Origin of the sequence: Billgrantia tianxiuensis (assembly GCF_009834345.1) — a bacterium.
GTDB classification, from domain to species: Bacteria; Pseudomonadota; Gammaproteobacteria; order Pseudomonadales; family Halomonadaceae; genus Halomonas; species Halomonas tianxiuensis.
This window is the reverse complement of record NZ_CP035042.1, coordinates 455,720-477,875: the sequence shown is the minus strand read 5'-3', so window position 1 is coordinate 477,875 and position 22,156 is coordinate 455,720. Positions and strand designations below refer to the sequence as shown.

The window sequence follows — 22,156 nt, the reverse complement described above, 5'->3', positions numbered from 1 at the left end:
GAACGCCCCTATCCGACCGGCGCTCGGTGGTGCCACACTCAGGCCCACAAGGCCGCAGGACGACGCTTCGGAAACATAATGAGCACGCACAACGTCTGGACACACAAGGGCACCTTCCTGCTCGCCGCGGTCGGCTCGGCAGTGGGGCTCGGCAACCTGTGGCGCTTTCCCTACCTGACCGGCGAGAACGGCGGCGGCGCCTTCATCCTGATCTACGCCCTGACTATCTTCGCCGTCGGCATTCCGATCCTGATCGCCGAGACCATGCTCGGCCGCGCCAGCCGCAGAAGCCCAATCATGGGCATGCGCTTCCTGACCCGCACTCATGACACCTCCCGCGCCTGGGAATCGATCGGCTGGCTGGGAGCCGCCGCGGCCTTCCTGATCCTGAGCTTCTATTCGGTGATCGCCGGCTGGGCGATTCATTACACCTGGCAGATGCTCACCGGCTCGCTGGTCGGCGCCGATGCCGCCACCATCGGCGCCGGCTTCGATGCACTGCTGGCCTCGCCGGGCCTGCTCACGCTCTACCACACACTATTCATCATCGCCTCGGGGCTGATCGTGGGCATGGGCATCCACAAGGGTATCGAGAGTGGCCTGCGCATCATGATGCCGGCACTGTTCGTGATCCTTCTGGTGGTACTCGCCTATGGCATCACCAATGGCGACTTCGGCGCCGCGGCAAGCTTCCTGTTCACCTTCAATGTCGGCGACCTAAGCCTCGAAGGGTGGCTGCAGGCCATGGGCCAGTCGTTCTTCACCCTGAGCCTCGGCATGGGGGCGATCATGGCCTACGGCGCCTACATGGCCAGCGAGGCCTCGCTGAGCCGTACCGCCTTCGCCGTCGCCTTCATCGATACCGCCGTCGCCATGGTGGCGGGGCTGGCGATCTTCTCGCTGGTATTCGGCGCCGGCCTCGACGCCGCCGCCGGGCCGGGACTGATGTTCGTCACCCTGCCGCTGGCCTTCGCCGAGATGCCCTTCGGCGGGCTGATCGGCGGGGTGTTCTTCATTCTCGTGCTGGGAGCGGCGATCAGCTCCTCGATCTCGTTGATCGAGCCGGTGGCCGCCTTTCTGGTGGAGCGCTTCGACCTCACCCGCCCCCAGGCAGTGTTCGTCATGGTGGTGGCCAGCTGGGCCCTGGGCCTGCTCACGGTGGTCAGCTTCAACCTGTGGGCCGAGGCGAGCCCCTTCCACACCTTGTTCGGCCGCAGCGCCTTCGATTTCATCGAGCTGCTGACCAACATCTTCATGCCGCTGGGCGGCATGCTCATCGCGCTGTTCGCCGGCTGGGCGCTGACCCACTCCGAGGTGATGAAGGAGATGCGCACCAGCGAGACCTGGTTCCGGACCTGGCGCTTCCTGGTACGCTTCGTGGCGCCCGCCGCGGTCGCCTTCGTGTTCCTGCGCACCATTCCGCAGGTAGAAGGCTATCTGGTGCCGGCCATCGGCGCCCTGATCATCGTCGGCGCCTTCGCCGCCGGCCGTACCTTCCTGGCCGAGAAGCGCCAGGACCGGTAACAAGAAAAACTGTCGCCGCCTGCGGGCGGCGGCTCGATATACGCCACCCGGCCTCGCACCAAGCGGAGAAGCCGGGCGCATAACAACGATATAAAGTGCAGGAACCAACATGCCATCCATCATCGACGTCAGGCACGTCTACAAGGCCTTCGGTGGTCTGAAGGTCATCAACGACTGCTCCATCCAGGTCGAAGAAGGCTCGATCACCGGGCTGATCGGCCCCAACGGGGCAGGCAAGTCCACCCTGTTCAACATTATCGCCGGCGCCCTGCCGCTCGACAGCGGCCAGGTCCTGCTCGATGGCGAGGACATCACCAATCGCCCCGCCAACGAGCTGTTCCACAAGGGCCTGTTGCGCACCTTCCAGATCGCCCACGAGTTCTCCCAAATGACCGCGCTGGAGAACCTGATGATGGTGCCGCCGCAGCAGGCCGGCGAGAGCCTGTTCGACGCCTGGCTCAAGCCGGGCCTGGTACGCCAGCAGGAGGCCGAGGTACGCCGGAAGGCGCTCGAGGTGATCGACTTCATCGGCCTGCACCACGTGCGCAACGAGCTGGCCGGCAACCTCTCCGGCGGCCAGAAGAAGCTGCTCGAACTCGGTCGCACCATGATGACCGATGCCCGCGTGGTGCTGCTCGACGAGATCGCCGCTGGGGTCAACCGCACCCTGCTGGGCGACCTGGTCGACAACATCGAACGGCTCAACCGCGAGATGGGCTACACCTTCCTGGTCATTGAGCACGACATGGACATGATCGCGCGCCTGTGCGACCCGGTGATCGTGCTGGCCCAGGGCAGCGTGATGGTGGAAGGCAGCATCGAGGAGATCCGTAACAATCCTCAGGTGATCGAGGCATACTTTGGCTCGAACGTAGCCTGAGGGGTTCGAACATAGCCTGAGGGGTTCGAACGTAGCCTGAGGGCTCCACCACCGCCTGAGTCCAGGCGCACAGACCCGACAAGAAGAACAGCAACGATAGCGCAGAGAATCCACGATGCCATTACTCGAAGCACGCGACGTGCACGGCGGCTACGGCGGCATGAACATCCTCAACGGGGTGAACATGTCGATCGAGGCCGACGAGGTCGGTGTGATCGTCGGCCCCAATGGCGCCGGCAAGTCCACCATGCTCAAGGCCATCTTCGGCCTACTCACCGTCAGCCAGGGCGAGATCCTGCTGCGCGGCGAGCCGATCCACAACCTGCCGCCCAACAAACTGGTACAGAAGGGCATGGGTTTCGTGCCCCAGGAGAAGAACGTCTTCCCCAGCCTCACGGTGAAAGAGAACCTGGAGATGGGCGCCTTCCTCAAGCCGGGCAACGTCAAGCGCATGCTCAAGCAGGTCTACGACTTCTTTCCTCCGCTCTACGACAAGCGCCACCAACCCGCCGGCGAACTCTCCGGTGGCCAGCGCCAGATGGTTGCCATGGGCCGCGCGCTGATGGCCGAGCCCGACGTGCTGCTGCTCGACGAACCCACTGCCGGCCTCTCGCCGCTCTACATGAACGAGATCTTCGAGCGGGTGAAGGAGATCAATGCCGCCGGCGTGGGCATCCTCATGGTCGAGCAGAATGCCAAGCAGGCCCTGGCCATCGCCGACAAGGGCTTCGTGCTGGCCGCTGGCAAGAACCGTTTCACCGATACCGGCGCCGCCTTGCTCGCCGACCCGGAAGTGGCCAAGAGCTTCCTCGGCGGTTGAGCCCCGAGCCCGTACTGGAGAGTGAGTCGTGAACGAACTGGTTTTCTTCTTCAACAACGTGATCGTCGCCGGCAGCGTGACCGGCTCGATCTACGCCATTGGCGCCATCGGCGTGACGCTGGTCTTCAGCATCATGCGCTTCGCCCACTTCGCCCATGCCGACATGATGACGTTCGGGGCCTTCATGGTGCTGCTGCTGACCATGGCATTTCCCGGCGTGGGCGCAGCGGTGGGCCTGCCCACCCCCATCGTCATGCTGCCGCTGGCCATGGTGCTTACCGCCCTGCTCGCGGTCGGCGTCGACAAGGCGTTCTACAAGCCGCTGCGCGCCCATGGCGTCAAGCCCATCGTCATGGTGATCGCCTCGCTGGGCGTGACCCTGATGCTGCAGGGGCTGATTCGCCTGTTCGCCGGCACCGGCGCCCAGAACCTGTACCTGGCCGGTGAGCGCAAGGAGATCTACCGCCTCGAGATGCCGTTCGAGCTGGCCACACGGCCGATCATCGTCACCGAGCCGCAGATCATCCTGTTCCTCCTGACCATCGTCTGCGTGGTCGGGCTGCACCTGTTCCTCAACCGCACCCGGCTGGGCAAGGCGATGCGCGCCATGTCCGACAATCCCGACCTGGCACGGGCTTCGGGCATCAATACCAACCACATCGTGGCGGTGACCTGGGTGATCGCCGGCGGCCTCGCCGCCATCGCGGGTACCCTGCTCTCGCTCGACGTGACCTTCAAGCCCGACCTGAGCTTCTTCCTGCTGCTGCCGATCTTCGCCGCAGCCATCGTCGGCGGGGTGGGCCACCCCTACGGGGCCATCGCCGGCGGCTTCGTGGTGGGCTTCGCCGAAACGCTGGCGGTGTTCAACTGGACGGTGCTGCTGCGTCCCATCGCACACCTATTCCCCGAATGGGTCGAGATCCCGCGCAACCTCGCCTTCGTCGGCACCGAATACAAGATCGTGGTGCCCTTCTTCATCCTGGTGGCGATCCTGGTGTGGCGCCCCACCGGCATCTTCAAGGGTAAGGTGATCTGATGAACGCTCAACGTACCGAACGCCGCGAAGACACCGTGGCCGCACCGTCACGCTTCCCGCTGCGGGAAGTCATCCTCTTCGGCGCCCTGCTGGTGGCGGTTCTTGGCGTCTATGCCATCATGGGAACCGCCTACAGCACGCGCATGCTGGTGGAAGCCTCCTGCTACGCCATCCTGGCCCTGGGGCTGACCATCCAATGGGGCTATGCCGGCCAGTTCAATGCCGGTGTGATGGGCTTCGTCGCGCTGGGCGCCTTTGCCACCATGTTCCTCAGCGTGCCGGTCAACGACGCCTTCTGGGGTACCGAACTGCCTGGTGAACTCGGCCGCGTGCTGCTCTACGGTGCCGCTGCGGCGATGCTGGTCTATGGCGCCACCAAGCTCGACCGTATCGGCGTACCGAAGAAGCTGCGCACGCTGATCGCCATCGTCCTCGCCGTGGTGCTCTACCTGGTGGTGATCAGCATGCTGCGCGGCGTCACCGGCGAGATACAGTCCCGAGCCGGCTTCATCGGTGGCCTGGGCCTGCCGGCCTGGAGCGGCTGGATCGTCGGCGGCGCGCTGGCCGGCGCCATCGGCTACTTCATCGGCCATATCTGCCTGGGGCTGCGCAGCGATTATCTGGCCATTGCCACCCTCGGCATCGCCGAGATCATCAAGGCCTTCCTCAAGAATTCCGACTGGCTGACCCGCGGCACCGCCACCGTCTCGCCGCTGCCCTGGCCCACGCCGGGCCCCAGCGAGCTGGGCTTCACCCTGGCCCGGGCATTGTACCTGTCGGTCACGGCGGCCATGATCGCGGTGATCTTCTTCCTGCTGCACCGCGCCTACCACGCCCCCTGGGGCCGCATGATCCGCGCCATCCGCGACAACGAAATCTCCGCTTCGGCGATGGGCAAGGACATCAACAAGCGCCGCCTGGAGATCTTCGTGCTGGGCTGCATCCTGATGGGCATCGGCGGCGGCGCGCTGGCTTCGTTCAACAGCATCTTCGACCCCAACGGCTTCCTGCCGCTGAACCACACCTTCCTGGTACTGGTGATGGTGATCCTGGGCGGGCCCGGCAACAACCTGGGCACCATCTTCGGCGCCGTAGCGGTCTATATCATCTGGCTGATGTCCGAGCCGTTGGCGCTGTTCGTGATGCATGGGGCCGCTGCCATCGGCGAGGGTTGGTTCGGCTGGGAACCGCCGGGCAACCTCGACAGCCGCGCGCTGCAGGCCCGGGTGTTCGTGATCGGCCTGCTCATTACCCTGGTGCTGCGCTTCGCTCCACAAGGACTGCTACCCGAAAAAGTCAAACACCACGGGTAGAGGGGGCTGATTTATTGCTGCGCTCTAAAATCTACGTTCAATAAGAAAGGCCCCGGCGGGCATTCCCGCCGGGGCCTTTGCTTTCACTTGCTGCTTCAGTTCAGACCTAGATTAGTCCTGGAGCAGGCCCTTGCCGACGAAGGCACCGCCTTCCACCGCCATTTCCAGCACCACGCCCGGCACGTCGCCGTTCTCGTCGAACTCATGGCTGCCGGAGGCACCCTCGTAGTTGATCTCCTCGCCCGCTGCGATCAGTTGCACTGCCTTCTCCCACTCGCCGGGCAGGATCACTTCACCGGGAGCGGAGGCGACGCTGCGCAGCGCCTGGGAAAGCCCCTCACGCTCGGCGCTACCGTTCTGCTCGATGGCCAGCGCCAGCAGGAAAGCGGCGTCATAGGCCTGGGCGGCGAATACCGCGCTGGGGTCGAAGCCCGCCTCCTGGGCCGCCTGGTTGAAGATCTCGGTACCCGGCAGTTCGGGGCTGCCCGGGCGAGTGGCGATCATGCCCTCGAGGGCATCCGCGCCCACCGCCTCGACCAGCGACGAGCCGACCATGCCGTCGGCACCGGCATACTGGGTGAATGCACCACCCTCATAGGCCTGGCGCAGGATGGTCTGGCCCGAGCCATCGGCATAGGCGAGCACCACCAGCGTCTCGGCACCGCTGGCGGAAAGCGAGCCCAGCTCGGAACGGTAGTCGGCGCGGCCGTCCTCATGGGCCAGGTTTACGGCTATCGTGCCACCGCCCGCCTCGAAGCCTGCGGTGAAGGCATCCGCCAGGCCACGGCCGTAGTCGTTGTTGACGTAGGTGACGGCCACTTCGTCGAAGCCTTTCTCGAGCATCAGCTTGGCCAGGATCTGGCCCTGGTAGGCATCCGAAGGCACGGTACGGAACACCAGATCGTTGTCGTCCAGCTCGGTCACCGCCGGCGCCGTGGAGGCCGGCGACACCATTACCACCCCACCGGGAACCGCCGCGCTGTTGGCCGCAGCCACGGTTGCCCCGGTACACAGCGCACCGACAATGGCGGTGACGTTCTCGGTGTTGACCATGCGGTCGGCCGCGTTGGAAGCCGCCGAGGCATCGCTACAGGTAGTGTCGGCATTCGGCATGACCAGCGTCTGGCCGCCGAGGATGCCGCCCTGCTCGTTGATCTGCGCCACCGCCAACCGCGCGCCATCGAAGATCGGAGGAGTCAGGCTCTCGATCGGACCGGTGAAGCCGCCGATGAAACCGATCTTGACCTCTGCCTGCGCCGCTCCGGCAAGCGCCACGCCGGATGCCGCGATTGCCATCGCCAATAGGCTCTTCTTCATTTGTTCTTCTCACTCTGGTTGAGGACGTCGATACGTCTGGTTACAGAAGGCACCCTCTAAATCTGGAAGGCTCCGCAGTAAAACACAAGCCCCCCATACCAACGTTTACCCCCCGACCCGCGTCGCCAACTCCTTATGAGCAATGGAAAACCCTGACAAGCACCGCCCCCGGCGTTCAACGCTGCCGGTCGCGCCTCGCCGACCTTTGCCTATACTGATGCCCGCATGCCACGAAACCGACAGGAGCCCGCCATGCGCTCTGCCTCTCTCCCCCTTGCGCTGTTGACCGCGCTCGGTCTCACCGCCCATGCCCACGCCTTCTCACCCGCCGGTAACGACATCGTCTACGAAGTCGGCGACGAAGCCTTCGAGGGCTACTTCAGCCCGGCCGGAGAAGAAGCGCGCGGCACGGTGCTGATCGTGCACGACTGGGACGGCGTGGATGACTACGAGCGCCAGCGCGCCGATATGCTGGCCGAGCAGGGCTTCGATGCCTTCGCTATCGACCTGTTCGGCCAGGGCAACCGCCCCGAAGCCATCGAGGCCCGCCAGGAGGCCACCCGGGCGCTCTACTCCAACCGCGAACGCATGCGTGAGCTGACCCTGGCCGGGCTGGCCGAGGCTCGCGAACAGGGCGCCGCCGACAGCGTGGTGATCATGGGCTATTGCTTCGGCGGCGCCGTGGCGCTGGAGATCGCCCGATCCGGCGAAGCCGATAACATAGCCGGCTACACCAGCTTCCACGGCGGCCTCGCCACGCCGGAGGGCCAGGAGTGGCCCGAAGAAGTGCCGCCGCTGCTGATCGCCCATGGCGGCGCCGACACCAGCGTGACCATGGAAGACGTCAGCGGCCTGGTGGAGGAACTCGAAGCCATCGAGGCAACCTACACGGTGGAGATCTACTCGGGCGCCCCGCACGGCTTCACGGAGTTCGACAGCGACCGCTATCAGGAGCGCGCCGACGAAAAATCCTGGGCCGCCTTCCTGGCCTTCCTCGAGGAGGTGCTATGACCCGGCCGTCGAGTCCCCTGGCCGTGACCGAACTGACGGGGAGTCATCATGAGGTCGGTGCGGAGCACGGCCGTATTCACCGGCACCTGATCGAGCGCAGCATCGCGGTCTACGGGCAACTGTTCCACGATTTCGTGGGCATTCGCTGGGAAGAGGCCCGTGACCGGGCCTGCCACTTCGAGGCCCAGATCGCGCAGGGCTTTCCCGAAATTCTCGAGGAGATGAACGGCATCGCCTGGGGTGCGGGGGTCGATTTCATCGATATCCTGACGTTGAACTGTCGCAGCGAGATCGCCCTGACCCAGGCCAACGGCGGCTGCTCGGCCTTCTCGTTGCAGCGCCACGGGCAACAGTGGCTGGCGCAGAACTGGGACTGGCGCCACGACCAGCTCGACAACGTGGTAGCCCTGCACATCCGGGGCGATGGCCGGCCCGAACTGGTGAGCGTCGGCGAAGCCGGCATGGTCGGCAAGATCGGCATGAATGCCCGCGGTATCGGCGTGTGCCTCAACGCCATTCGCTCGCAGACCTGCGGCGCCGGGCTGCCGATCCATATCGCCCTGCGCAAGATCCTCGAGAGCCCCGACTACGACAGTGCGCTCGCCGTGGCCACCCACGACCGGGTCTGTTCACCCGCGCACTTCCTGCTCGCCAGCGCTCAGGTCGGTAACGAGGGGGCCAGGCCGTGGGCCTCGAGGTCCAACCCGGTGAGCCCGGACGCATCGCACCGCGCGACGGTATCGTCACCCACACCAACCATTTCTATGCGGATAACACCCCCTGCCCGGTGCAGGACTTCCCACGCATCGACTCCCACCCACGCCTGTGTCGGCTCGATGCGCTGCTGCATGACGAGCTGGCCCCGGATGCGCGCCTCGATGAGGCCAGCCTGTTCGACATCCTCAGCGACCATCAGGGGGCGCCGCTGTCGATCTGCCGCCACTTCAACCCGGACCAGCCCGCCGAGGAGCGCATGGAGACCCTGTTCTCGGTGGTGATGAACCTGAGCGAACGACGCCTGACCCTGCGCCACGGCAAGCCCTGTGAAAGCGATGACAGCCTGAGCGTCACCTTGAGCTGAAACGCCCCAGCCCTTCGCCGTTCAGGCCGGACTCGGGCAGCTCGCCTTTCAGATAACGCTCCGAAGTGAGCAGGAACGAGCGCCGGAACAGGTCATGACGGGCCTCTTCCCGATACAGCTGAAGCAGCTCGAACTCCTCCTGAGAGAGAGTGGTGTCGTGGCGAGGATATTCCCGGGCCAGCCGCACCGACCCCGAAGTAGCATCGCAGATCTGCAGTGTAGGACGGGAACTGGCGGTGTTGGTGCGATACGTCATGGCGGCCTCCCTTGGCGCGTCAATGATAACAATTATCATTAACCGCTAAAAATCTAGTCCTCGCTCTGATCTCTGTCAATTCTCAAGAAGAAAAATCATTCTCATCGGGTGCAGCACTTGCCGCCGTGACGTGTGGCTGTTATACAGCCTAACGCTTATCATTCTCATTTGACGCGGAGACAAGCCCCATGAAGAAACTGCTGCTTCCCGCCCTGCTGTGCGGACTGATGATCGCTGCCACCACCCAGGCCAGCTCCCCCACCACCTCCCACTTCAAGGGCGAGCCCGCCGAGACCCTGAGCCAGGCCGTGGTCAACTTCTCCGAGTACAATCAGCGCCTGGCCGAGCTGCTCGCCCAGGACGAGCTGAGCCTCACCGACCTCGGCACCGTGCACGAGCTGACCTACACCCTGGAGAACGCACTGGAGAAGATTCAGGAAGAAGTCGCCACCATGGCCGAAACCTTGGAAGAAGTGCACCTGGGCTCTGAGACGGGAGACTTCGAACGCGTGCAGAGCAACGGCACCGCCTACCTGGAAGCCGCCCAGACGCTGGTGAACTGAGCGCCGCATGGCAACGCACCGGCTGGCATATCGGCCGGTGCAAGACAGACGCCACCTGGCGCTTCAGTCCGTGTCATCGGCCGATCGATTTCTCCATCTGACCAACACGCATCGAAACCCGACAAGATGTCGTCATCTTGTTCTGTAGTGACGACATCTTGTTCTCCTCCTCCACCTGCGCATGCTTCGATAGAGATCCCCCAAAGCATGTGCCTACCATGATCGTACGCCTGGACACCACCGAATCGAGTGCCACCGCCGCCCTCGGCGCTCACTACCTGCGTTTTCTCGAGGCGCTGAAAGACTCGGGCTTCGAGGGCGAGATTGCCCCGGACTATGCCGACCGCACGGTGCTGGCCACCGACAACTCGATCTACCAGCGCCTGCCCCAGGCGGCACTGTTCCCGCGCCACGCCGAGGATCTCGAACGCATCGCCCGGCTCGCCGCCGAGCCCAAGCATCGCCAGGTGGTGCTCACGCCCCGCGGCGGCGGCACCGGTACCAACGGCCAGTCGCTCACCGATGGCCTGGTGGTGGATGTCTCCCGCCATATGAACCGGATACTGGAGATCGACGTCGAGCAGCGCCGGGTGCGCGTGCAGGCCGGCGTGGTCAAGGATCAGCTCAACGCGGCATTGAAGCCTCATGGGCTGTTCTTCGCCCCTGACCTCTCCACCTCCAATCGCGCCACCATCGGCGGCATGATCTCCACCGATGCCAGCGGCCAGGGCAGCTGCGAGTATGGCAAGACCCGCAATCATGTAATCGAGCTCGACACCGTGCTACTTGGCGGCGAGCGGCTGCTCAGTCGCCCGGTGGACGACGCCGAGCTGGAGACGCTGTGTCACCACAGCGGCGTGATCGGCGACGCTTACCGTACCGCCCGCGAGATCATCGACACCCAGCGCGAGCTGATCGAGGCCAAGTTTCCGCCGCTCAACCGCTGCCTGACCGGCTACGATCTGGCGCATCTCAGGGACGCACAAGGACGTCTCGACCTCAACAGCCTGCTGTGTGGCTCCGAGGGTTCACTCGGGTTCCTCAACGAGGCCGTGCTCAACGTGCTGCCGATCCCCAAGCACTCGACCCTGGTCAACGTGCGCTATGCCGGCTTCATGGACGCCCTGCGCGACGCCAAGGCACTGATGGCTTCCGCCGCCAGACCCACCTCCATCGAGACGGTGGACGACAGGGTACTGCTGCTGGCCATGGAAGATTTCGTCTGGGACAGCGTGGCGGAGTTCTTCCCCAGCGAGGCGTCTGCCACCGCTGCCGTGGGCGATACCGCCACAGCCGAACGGCAGGCGGTGGCCATACGCGGCATCAACCTGATCGAGTTCAACGACGACGATCCCGAGCGGCTCGCCGAGCGGGTGGCTGCCTTCGGTCGTCATCTGGAAACGGATGAGAGCGTACCTCGCCTTGGCTACACCCTGGCCCAGGGGCGCGCCCAGATCCAGCAGGTCTACGGCATGCGCAAGCGCGCCGTGGGTCTGCTGGGCAATGCCAAGGTCGACGAGAAGGGCGAGAAGCGGCCGATCCCCTTCGTCGAGGACACCGCCGTACCGCCGGAGCAGCTGGCCGACTTCATCGCCGAATTCCGCGCCGCGCTGGACGCCCGCGGGCTCAGCTACGGCATGTTCGGCCATGTCGATGCCGGCGTGCTGCACGTGCGCCCCGCCATCGACATGAAGGATCCGGAACAGGAGCGGCTGATCCGCGAGGTTTCCGACGAAGTGGCCGAGCTGACCCACAAGTACGGCGGCCTGCTGTGGGGCGAGCATGGCAAGGGGGTGCGTTCCGAGTATGCCCCCAAGTTCTTCGGCGAACTCTACCCCAGCCTGCAGCGGGTCAAGGCCGCCTTCGATCCGCACAACCAGTTGAATCCGGGAAAAATCGCTACTCCCATCATCCTGCCCGAAGCCGCGGGGCTCTCTATCCCGCCCGAAGCCGCGGGTAAGGCGTCTACCGCCAGTGCCACACCTCAAGCGGAGGCGGTAAGACTGGTCGATCCGGGCCTGCTGACCATTGACGGCGTGCCCACCCGCGGCCAGCTCGACCGCCAGATCGACGAGCGCGCCTGGCAGGCCCACGCCGCCACGGTGTACTGCAACGGCAACGGCGCCTGCTACAACTACGACCCCGACGACGCCATGTGTCCCTCGTGGAAGGCGACACGCGATCGCATCCACTCGCCCAAGGGCCGCGCCAGCCTCGTCCGCGAGTGGCTGCGCCTGCAGGGCAATGCCGGGATAGATCTGGTGGAAGAGGCGCGCCGGCAACGCCACGAGGGAGCCTGGGGCTTTTTCAAGCGCCTGCCGGCTCGGGTGCGTAACACCTGGCGCCGCCGGGAAGAGGCCGACTTCTCCCATGAAGTCTACGACGCCATGGCGGGATGCCTGGCTTGCAAGTCCTGCGCCGGCCAGTGCCCGATCAAGGTCAACGTACCAGACTCGCGCTCGCAGTTCCTCGAGGTCTACCATGGCCGCTACCTGCGCCCGGTGCGGGACTACCTGATCGGCGGCATGGAGTTCTTCGTGCCCTATCTCGCCCACGCCGCGCCATTGTACAACGCCGCGCTGAAGCAACGCCTGGTGGACCGGCTGCTGTCGCAGCACATCGGCTTGGTCGACAGCCCACGCCTCTCTCGCGCACGGCTGACCAAGCAGCTGCGCACCTGGGGCGTCGCCGAGGCTACACCGACCTCATTGGGCCTGCTCAGCGAGGCGCAGAAAGCCAGGAGCGTGGTCATCGTGCAGGATGCCTTCACCAGCCACTTCGAGGCAGAACTGGTGATGGACATCGTCGAGCTGCTCTCGCGCCTGGACATCAAGGTGTTCGTCGCCCCCTACTCAGCCAACGGCAAGCCGCTGCACGTGCAGGGCTTCCTTGGCGCATTCGAGCGCACGGCAGCGAAACAGGCCCGACGGCTGCGCGCCCTGGCCGAGTTCGGCGTGCCGCTGGTGGGCATCGACCCGGCCATGACCCTCACCTACCGCCAGGAGTACGTGAAAGCACTGGGGCCCGATGCCGTGCCCGAGGTGCTGATGCTGCAGGAGTGGCTGGTGGCTCAGGGCAAGCGCCTGGTGCCGCCGGCCCTGGCCCGGGAGCTCGAGAAACTCGACGACCCGAGCTTCCGGCTGCTCTCCCACTGCACCGAGAAGACCAACGCCCCGGGTAGCCCCAAGGCGTGGCAGCAGGTATTCGCCGCCTTCGGCTTCGAGCTCGAACTCGTCGCCACCGGCTGCTGCGGGATGTCCGGTACCTACGGCCACGAGGCGCGCAACCTGGAAACCTCGAAGACCATCTACGCCCAGTCGTGGCAGCCAGTGGTCGAGGATGAGGCCAACCGGAGCCGCCTGCTGGCCACCGGCTACTCCTGCCGCAGCCAGGCCAAGCGGCTCTCCGGCCAGGCTCTGCCGCATCCGCTGCAGGGGCTGCTGGCTGAGATCAAGCAGCACGGTTGAGTCAAGTCTTGCGCCGCTCTTTGGGAGAGATACCGAAGAACTTGCGATAGCACTTGCTGAAATGGGAGGTAGAAGAAAAACCGGTTGCTGTGGCGATATCTATGATGGGCATCGACGTGTACCTCAGCAAGCGATCGCCGTGTTCCAATCGAAAATTCAGGTAGTAGTTTGCTGGCGTGATCCCGAAATGCTGCTTGAAGAGTCGCTGCATCTGACGGTGAGAGACATCCACCAGCATCGCGATGCTCTCACAACTCAAGGGGTCTTCAATGTGAGATTCCATGATTTTAATGGCAGCTATGAGCGTGGAGTTGTGAACCCCAAGTCTGGCTTCGTGGCTCATCCGCTGCTTCTCATGAGCCGAGCGAATGTTCGGATGGATACACTGTTCAGCAATCTGCTTGGCCAACTCACTACCGTGCTGCCTCTCGATCAAGGAAAGCATCATATCCAAGCCAGCGGTACCTCCTGAGCAGGTCATGATACCTTGATCGATCTCAAAGAGCTCATTGGAGACTATTATTTCCGGGTATTCCTCCTGAAGGCTGGCTTGATTTTCCCAATGAATGGTGCAGTGCTTTCGATCAAGCAAGCCCGCCTTAGCCAGTAGAAAACTGCCAGTCGAGGTTGAGCCTAGCAAGCGGCGACTTCGCCCAACCTTTCTCAACCAATGAAAAAGCCTCTCATCGGCGATCAGGTTGGTACCCAAACCAGCGACCAGAATGAGGGCATCGAGTTCTTGCCAGTCCTCCATCGCTAGAGTTGGCATGAACGGGAGACCATTACTAGCTTCCAAAGCTCGGTCGTCCAGGCTCATAAGATGCCAGCAATAAAGTGATTTCCCGCTCATGCGATTAGCAATACGCAGCGGCTCAATTACGGAGCTGAACGACAGCATGGCGAACTGCGGAAAAAGGAGAAAACCCACCATAAAGGGAGAGTCGTCGTCTCGGAAAGGCTGATTATGGCGTGTCACGATCCTACCCACACATGTCGCTTTTGAACCTTAAACTCTGATTGGACTGCCGCAAGATGTCAATACTGCTCGGACAAGCATTAGTTTCATAACAGGAGATGAAAAAATGAATTCCGAAAGTATTTCAATCATTAGCGATGGTCTCAGGCTGGACGGCTCTTTCTACTGGGAGGAGTCGTCTCTCAAGAAGGACACTCCCCTGGTGATTGTCTGCTCCGGCTTCACCGGCTTGAAGCGGATTCACCCGGAGCGCTTTGCGCGTTTTCTCACTAAGCAGGGCTTCATGACGTTTGGCTTCGACTATCGCGGATTCGGCGATAGTGAAGGAGAGCGTGGCAAGGTTCTGCTCGAAGAACAGGTGCGCGATATTGCCAATGTAGTGGCATTGGTCAGCAACCGCGCCAAGAATGAGGGGCGCAAGCTGGTGCTGGCCGGCTGGGGAATGGGCGGAGGGCTGGTGCTGGATGCCTATCAACATGCCGAGGAACTCATCGATGGCCTAATTTCCATGAATGGCTTCTTCGATGCGGTACGCGTTCAGAAAGCATTGCGAGGTGAACTCGGGTGGAAACAGTTCCGGGCCTTCATGAACGAGGAGCGTCGCTATCTGGCCCAGGGTGGCGAGCCGCGCAAGATCGATCCCTTTGATATCTATCCGCTGGATGAGATTTCCCGGGGGTACGTGGACGAGGTGCTGCGCAAGACGCCGGGCTATGGCCTGACCTCGGTTCTGGACTTTGCCGACTCGCTGATTGCCTTCTGTCCGGAGGCACACATCGACGAGCGTTATGCCAATACGCCGCTGCTGATCGCCCACGGTGCCGAGAACGACCTGCACCCAGTCAGCGAGGCGCGGTCGCTGTATGCCATCTATCCGGGTCCCAAGTCGCTCTACCTGCTCCCCGAAGGGGGCCATACCGAGTGGATGCTCGACGACGACCCCAAATTCCAGACCTTCGCTGGCCACGTCGCCGACTGGCTGCAGCGTGAATTCTGAGCCAAGCATGGCATGAGGAGAATGCGCCGATGATTCCCCTATGTGCAGCTGCCGATCCTGCTCCGCGTATGCCTGGCTTCACCGTCCCTTCGGGGGCGGTGGACTGTCACGCCCATGTGTTCGGCCCGGAGGGTCGCTACCCCTATCACCCCGAACGAACCTATACCCCACCCGACGCGAGTCTGGGGGACTATCTGACCCTGCACCGCACCCTGGGAATAGAGCGCGGCGTGCTGGTGCAGCCCAGCGTTTATGGCCTCGACAACAGGGCAACCCGTGATGCGCTACGGTCCCTGCGTCGGTGCGGGCTGGATTACCGGGGCGTGGCCGTCGTGGATGGCAGCGTCGAGGAAGGCGAGCTGAATGCGTTGCAGCAAGACGGCTTCTGCGGGGTTCGTCTCAACCTGCTGTTCAAGGGCGGCATCGACTGGCAGGACGTGGAAGCGCTGGCGGGGCGGCTGGCGGAGCGAGACTGGCACCTGCAGTTCCTGGTGGATGTCTCAACCTTCGAAGACCTGGGGACGCGGGTGCGGCGACTGCCGGTGCCCGTCGTCGTCGACCACATGGGGCACATGCCCTGTGCGAAGGGGGTGAACCATTCAGGCTTCTTGGCCTTGTGCCGGCTGCTGGAAACCGGCAATGCCTGGGTCAAGCTATCCGGTGCCTATCGCATCACCGATGGCCAATCCCCCCCTACGAAGATGTGCTGCCTTTCGCCAGGCAACTGCTTTCTGCCAATGAGGAGCGTTGCGTCTGGGGTTCGGACTGGCCACATCCCCATATTCCGGTAGCCATGCCCAATGATGGTGATCTTCTGAGCGAGCTGGCACGTTGGGCTCCTGATGAGCGCTTGCGCCAACGCATCCTGGTGGACAACCCTGAGTGCCTCTACTTCAGTTGAGCCAACACGACTCCTTCCTTTCGCACGACTCGACAGCGCCAGATGCTGCCGAGTCGTTACGTATTGGGCTGGGTCATGACGGGGGTCAGGAAAGCTGAGCGGCCAGCAGTTGCTGGATCAGGGGGGTGTCGGCATCGCGATGAGTTGGCAGCTCGAAACGTGCCTTGGCAATCTCGCACCGCGACAGCGACGCAGTGATCAGCGCCTCGGCGTCCTCTGCCGTGATGAGAGTCTCGCCACGCGGCCCGAGGATGCACGAGCCACCCCAAAAATGGCTTGTTCCCTCGGGGCCGAAGCGGTTGGCCATGATGACTGGAGTGCCGTAAGTCATGGCATAGAAGCGAACGTTGAGCAGCCAGTTACGCTCGTTGGAAAACTCCTCGCTGACGATGCCCGAAGCCGAGTTGATCGGCGCACACAGTACCGTCGGACGTGAGAGCAGAGCCGCATGCACCAGCGCCGGATTCCACAGGTCGGCACAGATCAACGACGTAGTGGTCCAGCCGGGGCAGACGTCCGCATAGGTCAGCCGCGCACCCTGACAGAACCATTTGCCCTCTTCGAGCCCCCATAAGTCGGCAGGTTTAACTTGCGGTGAACGGCCACGACGCGACCGTGCTGCAGCACGCCGAGGGCATTGTAATACTCCCCGGGGCCGGCCTCCTCCACGAAGCCCACGATGGTCTGCATCGCTTCGGCGGCCTCGGCCAGGGCGACAAGGCGTGGATCCTGAGCCGGCATGGCCACCTCCATCACCCGAGGGCCGAGCGCGTAGCCGGTCAGTGACAGTTCGGGGAAGACCAGCAGCTCGAGCTTCTGACGGCGAGCCTCGGCAATGTACTCCTTGTGGCGGGCAAGGTTGTGGTCCACGTCGCCCAGATCCGCATTGAACTGTACGGCGCCGACCAGCAGGGTGTCTTGATGGTGCATGGTGACCTCGAAAGAGTGGAGGACTCGAGCCTCAGGCAACGGTAGCGGGGTCAGGGGCGCGCAGGCAATGCAGCAGAGCCGCGGCGGGCAGTTGTTCGAGCCGCGATACCACCTCGAGCAACCGCCGGGCATCGGCACCGAGCACCGGTTCGGCCAGAGACAGGAACTTGGCGTGTAACTCCTTATCAGACAAGGGAGAATGCGGATCGCCTCGGGCTTCCCTCGGCTCACTCTCTACGACACGGCCGTCGGCCAGATGGACTCTGGCGATAGCCCAGCGCTCGCGCGGAAAGCGACGATTGAAAAGCTCGCTCTCCTGAATATCGACCCGAGCGGCCAGCGCCGTCAGCCTGGCATCGTCCAGGGCTGTCGTCACAGACTCGACATCTATACCGCCTGAAAGCAGGGCGCAGGCCACCGCCCAGGGTAGGCTGTACTGGGCCTCCTCCGTGGTGCGGGGGCGCACCGTATGCAGGCGCTTCGCCTCATGAAAGGTGACGATCTCGATGCGCCTGATCCGGGCCGGATCCCCTACCGCACCGCGCAGTGAGCGTACCGCCTCGACGGCGGGCTGGGCCCAGCGGCAAACAGGATAGGGCTTGAAATACTGTTCGTGGAGGTACCAGCGCGCTCCGAGATCTGCCCACAAATGGGCCACCTCCGGAGCGCTGACGCAGAGCGCCGGAGCGCCAGTGAAACCGTCCTGTGCCAGCAGGGCGGACGAAATCCCTGCCAGCGCTCCCCACCCCGATCCGTCCTTGAGCATGGTGGGCGAATCGATGCAGCGCATCATCTGGCTGCGCGGTCCATAGAATTCGGCGATACCCAGGGCGTGATGGAGTCGCGGCGCATCAAGGCGTAGCAGGCGTGATGCCACTGCGGAAACGCCCATAGCGTTCCAGGCGCCCGACGTATGGTAATCCGGGCTAGTGGCATGGAGCGCAATGCCTGCTCGGGTCGCCACCTCGTAACCCATTGCCAGCAGCCCCAGCCACTCGCGCCCGGAGAGCGTTTCGGCCTCGGGCAGGGCGAGCAATCCGGGAAGAAGCGCAACCCCAGCGTGGCCCTTGGTCAGGGCCTGACCATCATGGGCATCGAGGGCATCGATTAGCCAGGCACCATGCAGGGCGGCACCGCAGGGTGAGGCCCGCCCCTCGGAGAACAGGAGGGGGCGAGTGCCCGGATATTGGCTAAGAGTGAAGCGTCTCGCCTTGTTCGCCAGCGGCGTTCGGGTGGCGGCGGCGGCCACGCCGAGCAGATCGAGCAGGCAGCGCTTGGCCTGCGCCAGATGAGCATCAGCCAGCCGCCCTGGATCCTGGCCGATCAGCCAGGCCAGCAGTGCAGGAGCGGGGGTCATCTCACTGTCTCCCGGTTCGCCCTATGCGTATCGAAGACCGGGGCCATCCGGTGGAGGCCCCGGCCGGTGGAGGTCAGAGCAAGCCATGCTCCTCGAGAAAGGTTTTCGCCACTTCCTCGACTGACATGCGGCGCACGTCGACCTGAGCGTTAAGATCGGCCATGACATCATCGTCGAGCAGGGACGACAGGTCGTTCATCTGGTCTTCCAGCTCCGGGAAAGCCTCGAGGGTCTCCTGGCGTACCACCGGGGTCAGGGCATAGGCAGGAAAGAAGTTTTGGTCGTCTTCCAGCACCTTGAAGGCGAACGCGGGGATGCGACCATCGGTGGCAAAGACTAGGCCGACATCAACTTGTCCGTCACGCAGTGCCTGATAGACGAGACCGGAATCCATACGGTTCACATCGCGCCGGCCCACCTGGAAGCCATAAGCCTCTTGAAGTGGACGCCAGCCATCGTCTCGGGCATAGAACTCGGCATTGAGAGCAAAGCTCAGCGGCTCACCGTCATTGACGGCCCGGGCCAGATCGGAGAGAGAGTGAATGCCTCGCTCTTCGGCCACCCCAATGCGCATGGCCAAGGCGTAAGTATTGTTGGCAGCAGAGGGGTTCAACCATACGAGGCCCTTCTCTGCATCCAGCTCCTGCACGGTGGCGTAGGTCTCCTCCGGGCCAAGTCTCTCACTGATGCCGTTGAAGCTGATCAGCGAAGTGCCGGTGTACTCCCAGTAAAGGTCAATCTGACCGTTCTCCTGTGCCTGGCGCAGTACCGCCGAGCCCATGCCAGCCCGAGTATCCACTTGATAGCCAAGGCTTTCCAGGTACTGGCCGGTCATGCTGGCAATGATCTGCTGCTCGGTGAAGTTCTTGCCACCTACCACCAAATCGGAGGCGTGGGTGATGGAGAGAACGCCGGCCAGAGCCAGCCCGATGAGAGAGGGGGGAAATTTACTGCGCATGGTGGTGTTCCTTGAGTTGTTTGTTGTGGATGTCGCTCAAGCATGTGCTGCTGCACGAGCGGGGTTAACACCGCGAGGCACCACCAAAAAGGCGATGGCGGCAACTAGGGCATCGACGCAGATGGCCAGCAGCGCGGTGGGAATGGCACCGGCCAGCATCATGACGGGGTCATAGAGATCGATGCCGGTGAAGATCAGCTCCCCAAGGCCGCCAGCGCCGATCAGGAAGGCCAGAGGAACCGTCCCGACGTTGATAGCCAGCGCCGTGCGGATACCGGCGAAGATGACGTAGAGCGCATTGGGCAGCTCGACACGAAGCAGGCGCTGAGTAGGCGACATTCCGATGCCAGCCGCCGCCTCCTTGAGGGCCGGCGAGACTCCCTTGAGGCCGGCGTAGGTATTGCGCGTAATCGGCAGCAAGGTGGCGACGAACAAGCCGAAAATAGCGGGCACCACACCAATCCCCAGAAGGCTCATGGAGAGTGCCAGCACTGCCAGGGTCGGAATGGTAGTGCCAACATTGAGTATCTGCATCGCCGATTCAGCCCAGCGTGCCATGCTGGGACGCGACAGCAGCACGCCCAGTGGGATGGCGACTAAAATGGCCAGGCTGCCAGAGACAGCGGTCAGCCAAAGGTGCTCAGCCGCCAGGAACTGAATGTCAGGCAGATAGAACAGGACATCATCGATCAGGCCGCTGGCATGGCTCCATGCGCCGGTGAAGAAGATGGCCAGCAGGAGCAGAGCGCGCAGTGCCCCTTTCAGGGTCTGGATGGGCATCGGCTCACCCCTCCGTCAACAGGCTGGTCGGCTGTGAGGCATCCTGCTGAGAGCGAAAGCGGGCACCCAGGTGATGCGTCATGTCGCGCTGCGTGATCTGCCCGCAGAGCCTCCCCGCGTCATCGGTGCAAGGGAGCCAGGTCATATCGTTGGCCAGCATCAGCGATACTGCCTTGCGGAGGTCATCACCGACATGCACGGTGGCCGGTACTTGCTGCGCATGATCATGGCAGATGCCCCGGCTGGCTTGAGCCACCGAGCGGGGAATGATGCCAATGGGCTGGCGTTTTTCGTTGACCATGACGATGGCGTGCTGGTAGCCATAGTCATCGAGCCGCTTGAGTGCGGTCTCCAGGCTATCGCTGGGCGTCACGGTGGCAAATTCCCCACCGATCACTTCCTGAACCTTGACGAGATTCAGACGCTTCAACGCCCGATCCTCACCGAGGAAAGACTCCACGAAGGCATCCTTGGGCGCCGCCAGCAGCTCGTCCGGTGGGGCGTACTGGACCAAGTGGCCTTCACGAAAGATAGCGATGCGATCACCCATCTTGATCGCCTCGTCGATATCATGACTGACGAACATGATGGTCTTCTTGAGTTCCTGCTGCATTTTGAGGAACTCGTCCTGTATTACGGCCCGGTTGATCGGATCGATGGCGCCGAACGGCTCATCCATCAGCATAACCGGCGGGTCGGCCGCCAGTGCCCGAGCCACACCGATTCGCTGCTGCTGCCCTCCGGAAAGCTCGTTCGGGTAACGCCTCAGGAAGGCATCCGGCTCCAGTGCGATCATTGCCATCAGCTCCCGGGCGCGCTCCCGATACCTGGATTTGTCCCAGCCGAGCAGCCGAGGCACTACGGTAATGTTCTCCTCGATCGTCATGTTGGGAAACAAGCCAATCTGCTGGATCACATAGCCGATATTGCGGCGCAGCGTCTGGGTATCCATGCCGGTGGTATCCTCACCGTCGATGAATACCTTGCCGGAGGTCGGCCTGATGATGCGGTTGATCATCTTCAGCGTGGTCGTCTTCCCGCAGCCCGAAGGCCCCAGCAGAATACAGACCTCTCCGCTAGACACTTCCATGTTGATATGGTCAGCGGCCACCACCGCACCCTCAGGGGTATCGAAGACCTTGGTCAAGTTGTCCAGTCGAATCATTTCAGTATTCCTTATTATTGGATGGAGGTGTCAGGAGAAGTGAACATCAGGTCCCAGCGGGAACTCCCTCCATCCCTTTTGGCGTCAAGTATTTCTGCAGACAAAGCAAAGCAAAATCGACAATGATAGCCAACAGACTGACGGCCACAGCACCGACTATTAACTGACGGGGGTCGGACTGAGAAATACCACGACTGATGAAAGTTCCAAGACCTCCAGCGCCGATATAGGCGGCAATTGCCATGACGCCAATATTGAGCACCACGGCGGTTCGAACACCCGCCATGATGACCGGAACGGCTAGTGGAATTTCCACCATGCGCAAGCGCTGATTGGGGCTCATGCCAACACCCCGTGCCGCCTCGCGCAATGCCGGACTTACATTATTGATCGCTGTATAGGTATTACGGATGATAGGAAGCTGCGAGTAGAGCAGGACAGCAATGATGGCAGGCACATAGCCAATTCCATGCCCGACAACCGAGAGCAGCGGAATCATTAGGCCGAAAAGTGCAATGGAGGGAATGGTCACAATGATAGACGCAACATAGAGCACATGCTTAGCCAAGCGCTCACTCTTGGTGATGACAATACCGATCGGCACTCCAGTCAGTGTGGCGATGCCCACTGCTATCCCGACAAGTACAACATGCTCGATAGTGCGTGACACGAGCAGATCGAGATTAGCAATTGTAAAATGCATCAGCTCCATGACGTAGCCTCTTATTAGATTTGCTGGGTGCAGGCTAGACTCTATCCTAGTGCCATGAAGCAACACAGACTAACCAAAAGGCGACACAAAGGAACATAATCCTGTCATTGGC

At 62.8% G+C, this 22,156-nt stretch carries 22 protein-coding genes and 1 pseudogene; 13 read left to right on the top strand and 10 right to left on the bottom strand.

Annotated features, from left to right (window positions below):
* The first annotated feature begins 78 nt into the window (after positions 1-78).
* From EKK97_RS02140 to EKK97_RS02120, 5 genes are all read left to right on the top strand, one after another.
* Positions 79-1,524: a sodium-dependent transporter gene (locus EKK97_RS02140; RefSeq protein WP_159548504.1), complete on the top strand. Its 1,446-nt coding sequence runs from the start codon at positions 79-81 to the stop codon at positions 1,522-1,524.
* 109 nt (positions 1,525-1,633) lie between these two features.
* Entirely contained in the window at positions 1,634-2,404 is a 771-nt protein-coding gene (locus EKK97_RS02135) for an ABC transporter ATP-binding protein (protein WP_159548501.1), read from the top strand.
* A 115-nt stretch (positions 2,405-2,519) separates the two neighbouring features.
* Positions 2,520-3,224 carry an ABC transporter ATP-binding protein gene (locus tag EKK97_RS02130; protein ID WP_159548498.1) on the top strand — a complete coding sequence of 235 codons (705 nt, stop codon included), beginning with the start codon at positions 2,520-2,522 and terminating at the stop codon, positions 3,222-3,224.
* Positions 3,225-3,252: 28 nt separating this feature from the next.
* Positions 3,253-4,260 (top strand): branched-chain amino acid ABC transporter permease, encoded by a 1,008-nt coding sequence (locus tag EKK97_RS02125; protein WP_159548495.1) that lies wholly within the window; start codon positions 3,253-3,255, stop codon positions 4,258-4,260.
* Positions 4,260-5,573, top strand: coding sequence for a branched-chain amino acid ABC transporter permease (locus EKK97_RS02120; RefSeq protein ID WP_159548492.1), 1,314 nt, complete (start codon positions 4,260-4,262; stop codon positions 5,571-5,573). Before EKK97_RS02125 ends, EKK97_RS02120 begins: the two co-directional genes overlap by 1 nt.
* Before the next feature lie 111 nt (positions 5,574-5,684).
* On the opposite strand, the gene EKK97_RS02115 is transcribed toward EKK97_RS02120, so the two are convergent.
* On the bottom strand, positions 5,685-6,890 hold the full coding sequence (locus tag EKK97_RS02115; protein ID WP_159548489.1) for an ABC transporter substrate-binding protein: 1,206 nt from the start codon (positions 6,888-6,890) through the stop codon (positions 5,685-5,687).
* 252 nt (positions 6,891-7,142) lie between these two features.
* Here EKK97_RS02115 and EKK97_RS02110 point away from each other — a divergent pair, with 252 nt between their 5' ends.
* The 3 genes and pseudogenes from EKK97_RS02110 to EKK97_RS25285 all read left to right on the top strand — a co-directional run bounded on the left by EKK97_RS02110 (position 7,143) and on the right by EKK97_RS25285 (position 8,982).
* On the top strand, positions 7,143-7,901 hold the full coding sequence (locus EKK97_RS02110) for a dienelactone hydrolase family protein (protein ID WP_159548486.1): 759 nt from the start codon (positions 7,143-7,145) through the stop codon (positions 7,899-7,901).
* Positions 7,898-8,509 (top strand): annotated as a pseudogene (locus EKK97_RS25290) (C45 family autoproteolytic acyltransferase/hydolase); the annotation flags it as partial. The gene EKK97_RS02110 and the pseudogene EKK97_RS25290, both read left to right, overlap by 4 nt.
* Positions 8,510-8,586: 77 nt before the next feature.
* Positions 8,587-8,982 (top strand): carcinine hydrolase/isopenicillin-N N-acyltransferase family protein, encoded by a 396-nt coding sequence (locus EKK97_RS25285; protein WP_277987333.1) that lies wholly within the window; start codon positions 8,587-8,589, stop codon positions 8,980-8,982.
* Here the strand turns inward: EKK97_RS25285 and EKK97_RS02100 are convergent.
* Positions 8,969-9,238, bottom strand: coding sequence for a hypothetical protein (locus tag EKK97_RS02100; RefSeq protein ID WP_159548483.1), 270 nt, complete (start codon positions 9,236-9,238; stop codon positions 8,969-8,971). The two genes, EKK97_RS25285 and EKK97_RS02100, sit on opposite strands and share 14 nt — an antisense overlap.
* Positions 9,239-9,426: 188 nt before the next feature.
* Between EKK97_RS02100 and EKK97_RS02095 the strand changes: the two genes are divergently transcribed.
* Positions 9,427-9,801: a DUF6746 family protein gene (locus EKK97_RS02095; protein ID WP_159548480.1), complete on the top strand. Its 375-nt coding sequence runs from the start codon at positions 9,427-9,429 to the stop codon at positions 9,799-9,801.
* Between the two features lie 218 nt (positions 9,802-10,019).
* The gene (locus tag EKK97_RS02090) at positions 10,020-13,268 is read left to right on the top strand and encodes an FAD-binding and (Fe-S)-binding domain-containing protein (protein ID WP_159548477.1); all 3,249 of its coding nucleotides are present in this window, start codon (positions 10,020-10,022) and stop codon (positions 13,266-13,268) included.
* Position 13,269: 1 nt separating this feature from the next.
* Here the strand turns inward: EKK97_RS02090 and EKK97_RS02085 are convergent, their stop codons facing one another.
* On the bottom strand, positions 13,270-14,244 hold the full coding sequence (locus tag EKK97_RS02085; RefSeq protein WP_234286928.1) for a GlxA family transcriptional regulator: 975 nt from the start codon (positions 14,242-14,244) through the stop codon (positions 13,270-13,272).
* A gap of 106 nt (positions 14,245-14,350) precedes the next feature.
* On the opposite strand from EKK97_RS02085, the gene EKK97_RS02080 reads away from it, so the two are divergent.
* Genes EKK97_RS02080 through EKK97_RS24215 form a run of 3 tightly spaced genes read left to right on the top strand, consistent with a single transcriptional unit; the run spans position 14,351 to position 16,142 of the window.
* The gene (locus EKK97_RS02080; RefSeq protein WP_159548474.1) at positions 14,351-15,241 is read left to right on the top strand and encodes an alpha/beta hydrolase; all 891 of its coding nucleotides are present in this window, start codon (positions 14,351-14,353) and stop codon (positions 15,239-15,241) included.
* Between the two features lie 29 nt (positions 15,242-15,270).
* A complete protein-coding gene (locus EKK97_RS24220; protein WP_340162915.1) occupies positions 15,271-16,032 on the top strand; it encodes an amidohydrolase family protein in 762 nt (253 codons plus the stop codon).
* A complete protein-coding gene (locus tag EKK97_RS24215; protein WP_340162914.1) occupies positions 15,945-16,142 on the top strand; it encodes an amidohydrolase family protein in 198 nt (65 codons plus the stop codon). Before EKK97_RS24220 ends, EKK97_RS24215 begins: the two co-directional genes overlap by 88 nt.
* 85 nt (positions 16,143-16,227) lie before the next feature.
* Here the strand turns inward: EKK97_RS24215 and EKK97_RS25280 are convergent, their stop codons facing one another.
* From EKK97_RS25280 to EKK97_RS02045, 7 genes are all read right to left on the bottom strand, one after another.
* The gene (locus EKK97_RS25280) at positions 16,228-16,629 is read right to left on the bottom strand and encodes a nitrilase-related carbon-nitrogen hydrolase (protein WP_277987332.1); all 402 of its coding nucleotides are present in this window, start codon (positions 16,627-16,629) and stop codon (positions 16,228-16,230) included.
* A gap of 38 nt (positions 16,630-16,667) precedes the next feature.
* Positions 16,668-17,072, bottom strand: a complete 405-nt coding sequence (locus EKK97_RS25275) for a nitrilase-related carbon-nitrogen hydrolase (RefSeq protein WP_277987331.1) — start codon at positions 17,070-17,072, stop codon at positions 16,668-16,670.
* Positions 17,073-17,103: 31 nt separating this feature from the next.
* The gene (locus EKK97_RS02065) at positions 17,104-18,429 is read right to left on the bottom strand and encodes an MmgE/PrpD family protein (protein WP_159548471.1); all 1,326 of its coding nucleotides are present in this window, start codon (positions 18,427-18,429) and stop codon (positions 17,104-17,106) included.
* Between the two features lie 73 nt (positions 18,430-18,502).
* Complete coding sequence (locus EKK97_RS02060) at positions 18,503-19,387, bottom strand: glycine betaine ABC transporter substrate-binding protein (RefSeq protein ID WP_159548468.1); 885 nt, start codon at positions 19,385-19,387, stop codon at positions 18,503-18,505.
* Between the two features lie 36 nt (positions 19,388-19,423).
* Positions 19,424-20,167: an ABC transporter permease gene (locus tag EKK97_RS02055; RefSeq protein WP_159548465.1), complete on the bottom strand. Its 744-nt coding sequence runs from the start codon at positions 20,165-20,167 to the stop codon at positions 19,424-19,426.
* Between the two features lie 4 nt (positions 20,168-20,171).
* On the bottom strand, positions 20,172-21,332 hold the full coding sequence (locus EKK97_RS02050) for an ABC transporter ATP-binding protein (RefSeq protein WP_159548462.1): 1,161 nt from the start codon (positions 21,330-21,332) through the stop codon (positions 20,172-20,174).
* A gap of 46 nt (positions 21,333-21,378) precedes the next feature.
* Positions 21,379-22,044, bottom strand: a complete 666-nt coding sequence (locus EKK97_RS02045) for an ABC transporter permease (protein WP_159548459.1) — start codon at positions 22,042-22,044, stop codon at positions 21,379-21,381.
* Positions 22,045-22,156 lie beyond the last annotated feature (112 nt).

Bases quoted from the DNA above. Each gene is read 5' to 3' on its own strand.
- EKK97_RS02140 (WP_159548504.1), top strand. From the start codon at position 79: ATGAGCACGCACAACGTCTGGACACACAAGGGCACCTTCCTGCTCGCC.
- EKK97_RS02135 (WP_159548501.1), top strand. From the start codon at position 1,634: ATGCCATCCATCATCGACGTCAGGCACGTCTACAAGGCCTTCGGTGGT.
- EKK97_RS02130 (WP_159548498.1), top strand. From the start codon at position 2,520: ATGCCATTACTCGAAGCACGCGACGTGCACGGCGGCTACGGCGGCATG.
- EKK97_RS02120 (WP_159548492.1), top strand. From the start codon at position 4,260: ATGAACGCTCAACGTACCGAACGCCGCGAAGACACCGTGGCCGCACCG.
- EKK97_RS02115 (WP_159548489.1), bottom strand. From the start codon at position 6,890: ATGAAGAAGAGCCTATTGGCGATGGCAATCGCGGCATCCGGCGTGGCG.
- EKK97_RS02110 (WP_159548486.1), top strand. From the start codon at position 7,143: ATGCGCTCTGCCTCTCTCCCCCTTGCGCTGTTGACCGCGCTCGGTCTC.
- EKK97_RS02100 (WP_159548483.1), bottom strand. From the start codon at position 9,238: ATGACGTATCGCACCAACACCGCCAGTTCCCGTCCTACACTGCAGATC.
- EKK97_RS02095 (WP_159548480.1), top strand. From the start codon at position 9,427: ATGAAGAAACTGCTGCTTCCCGCCCTGCTGTGCGGACTGATGATCGCT.
- EKK97_RS02090 (WP_159548477.1), top strand. From the start codon at position 10,020: ATGATCGTACGCCTGGACACCACCGAATCGAGTGCCACCGCCGCCCTC.
- EKK97_RS02080 (WP_159548474.1), top strand. From the start codon at position 14,351: ATGAATTCCGAAAGTATTTCAATCATTAGCGATGGTCTCAGGCTGGAC.
- EKK97_RS24220 (WP_340162915.1), top strand. From the start codon at position 15,271: ATGATTCCCCTATGTGCAGCTGCCGATCCTGCTCCGCGTATGCCTGGC.
- EKK97_RS25275 (WP_277987331.1), bottom strand. From the start codon at position 17,072: ATGCACCATCAAGACACCCTGCTGGTCGGCGCCGTACAGTTCAATGCG.
- EKK97_RS02065 (WP_159548471.1), bottom strand. From the start codon at position 18,429: ATGACCCCCGCTCCTGCACTGCTGGCCTGGCTGATCGGCCAGGATCCA.
- EKK97_RS02060 (WP_159548468.1), bottom strand. From the start codon at position 19,387: ATGCGCAGTAAATTTCCCCCCTCTCTCATCGGGCTGGCTCTGGCCGGC.
- EKK97_RS02055 (WP_159548465.1), bottom strand. From the start codon at position 20,167: ATGCCCATCCAGACCCTGAAAGGGGCACTGCGCGCTCTGCTCCTGCTG.
- EKK97_RS02050 (WP_159548462.1), bottom strand. From the start codon at position 21,332: ATGATTCGACTGGACAACTTGACCAAGGTCTTCGATACCCCTGAGGGT.
- EKK97_RS02045 (WP_159548459.1), bottom strand. From the start codon at position 22,044: ATGGAGCTGATGCATTTTACAATTGCTAATCTCGATCTGCTCGTGTCA.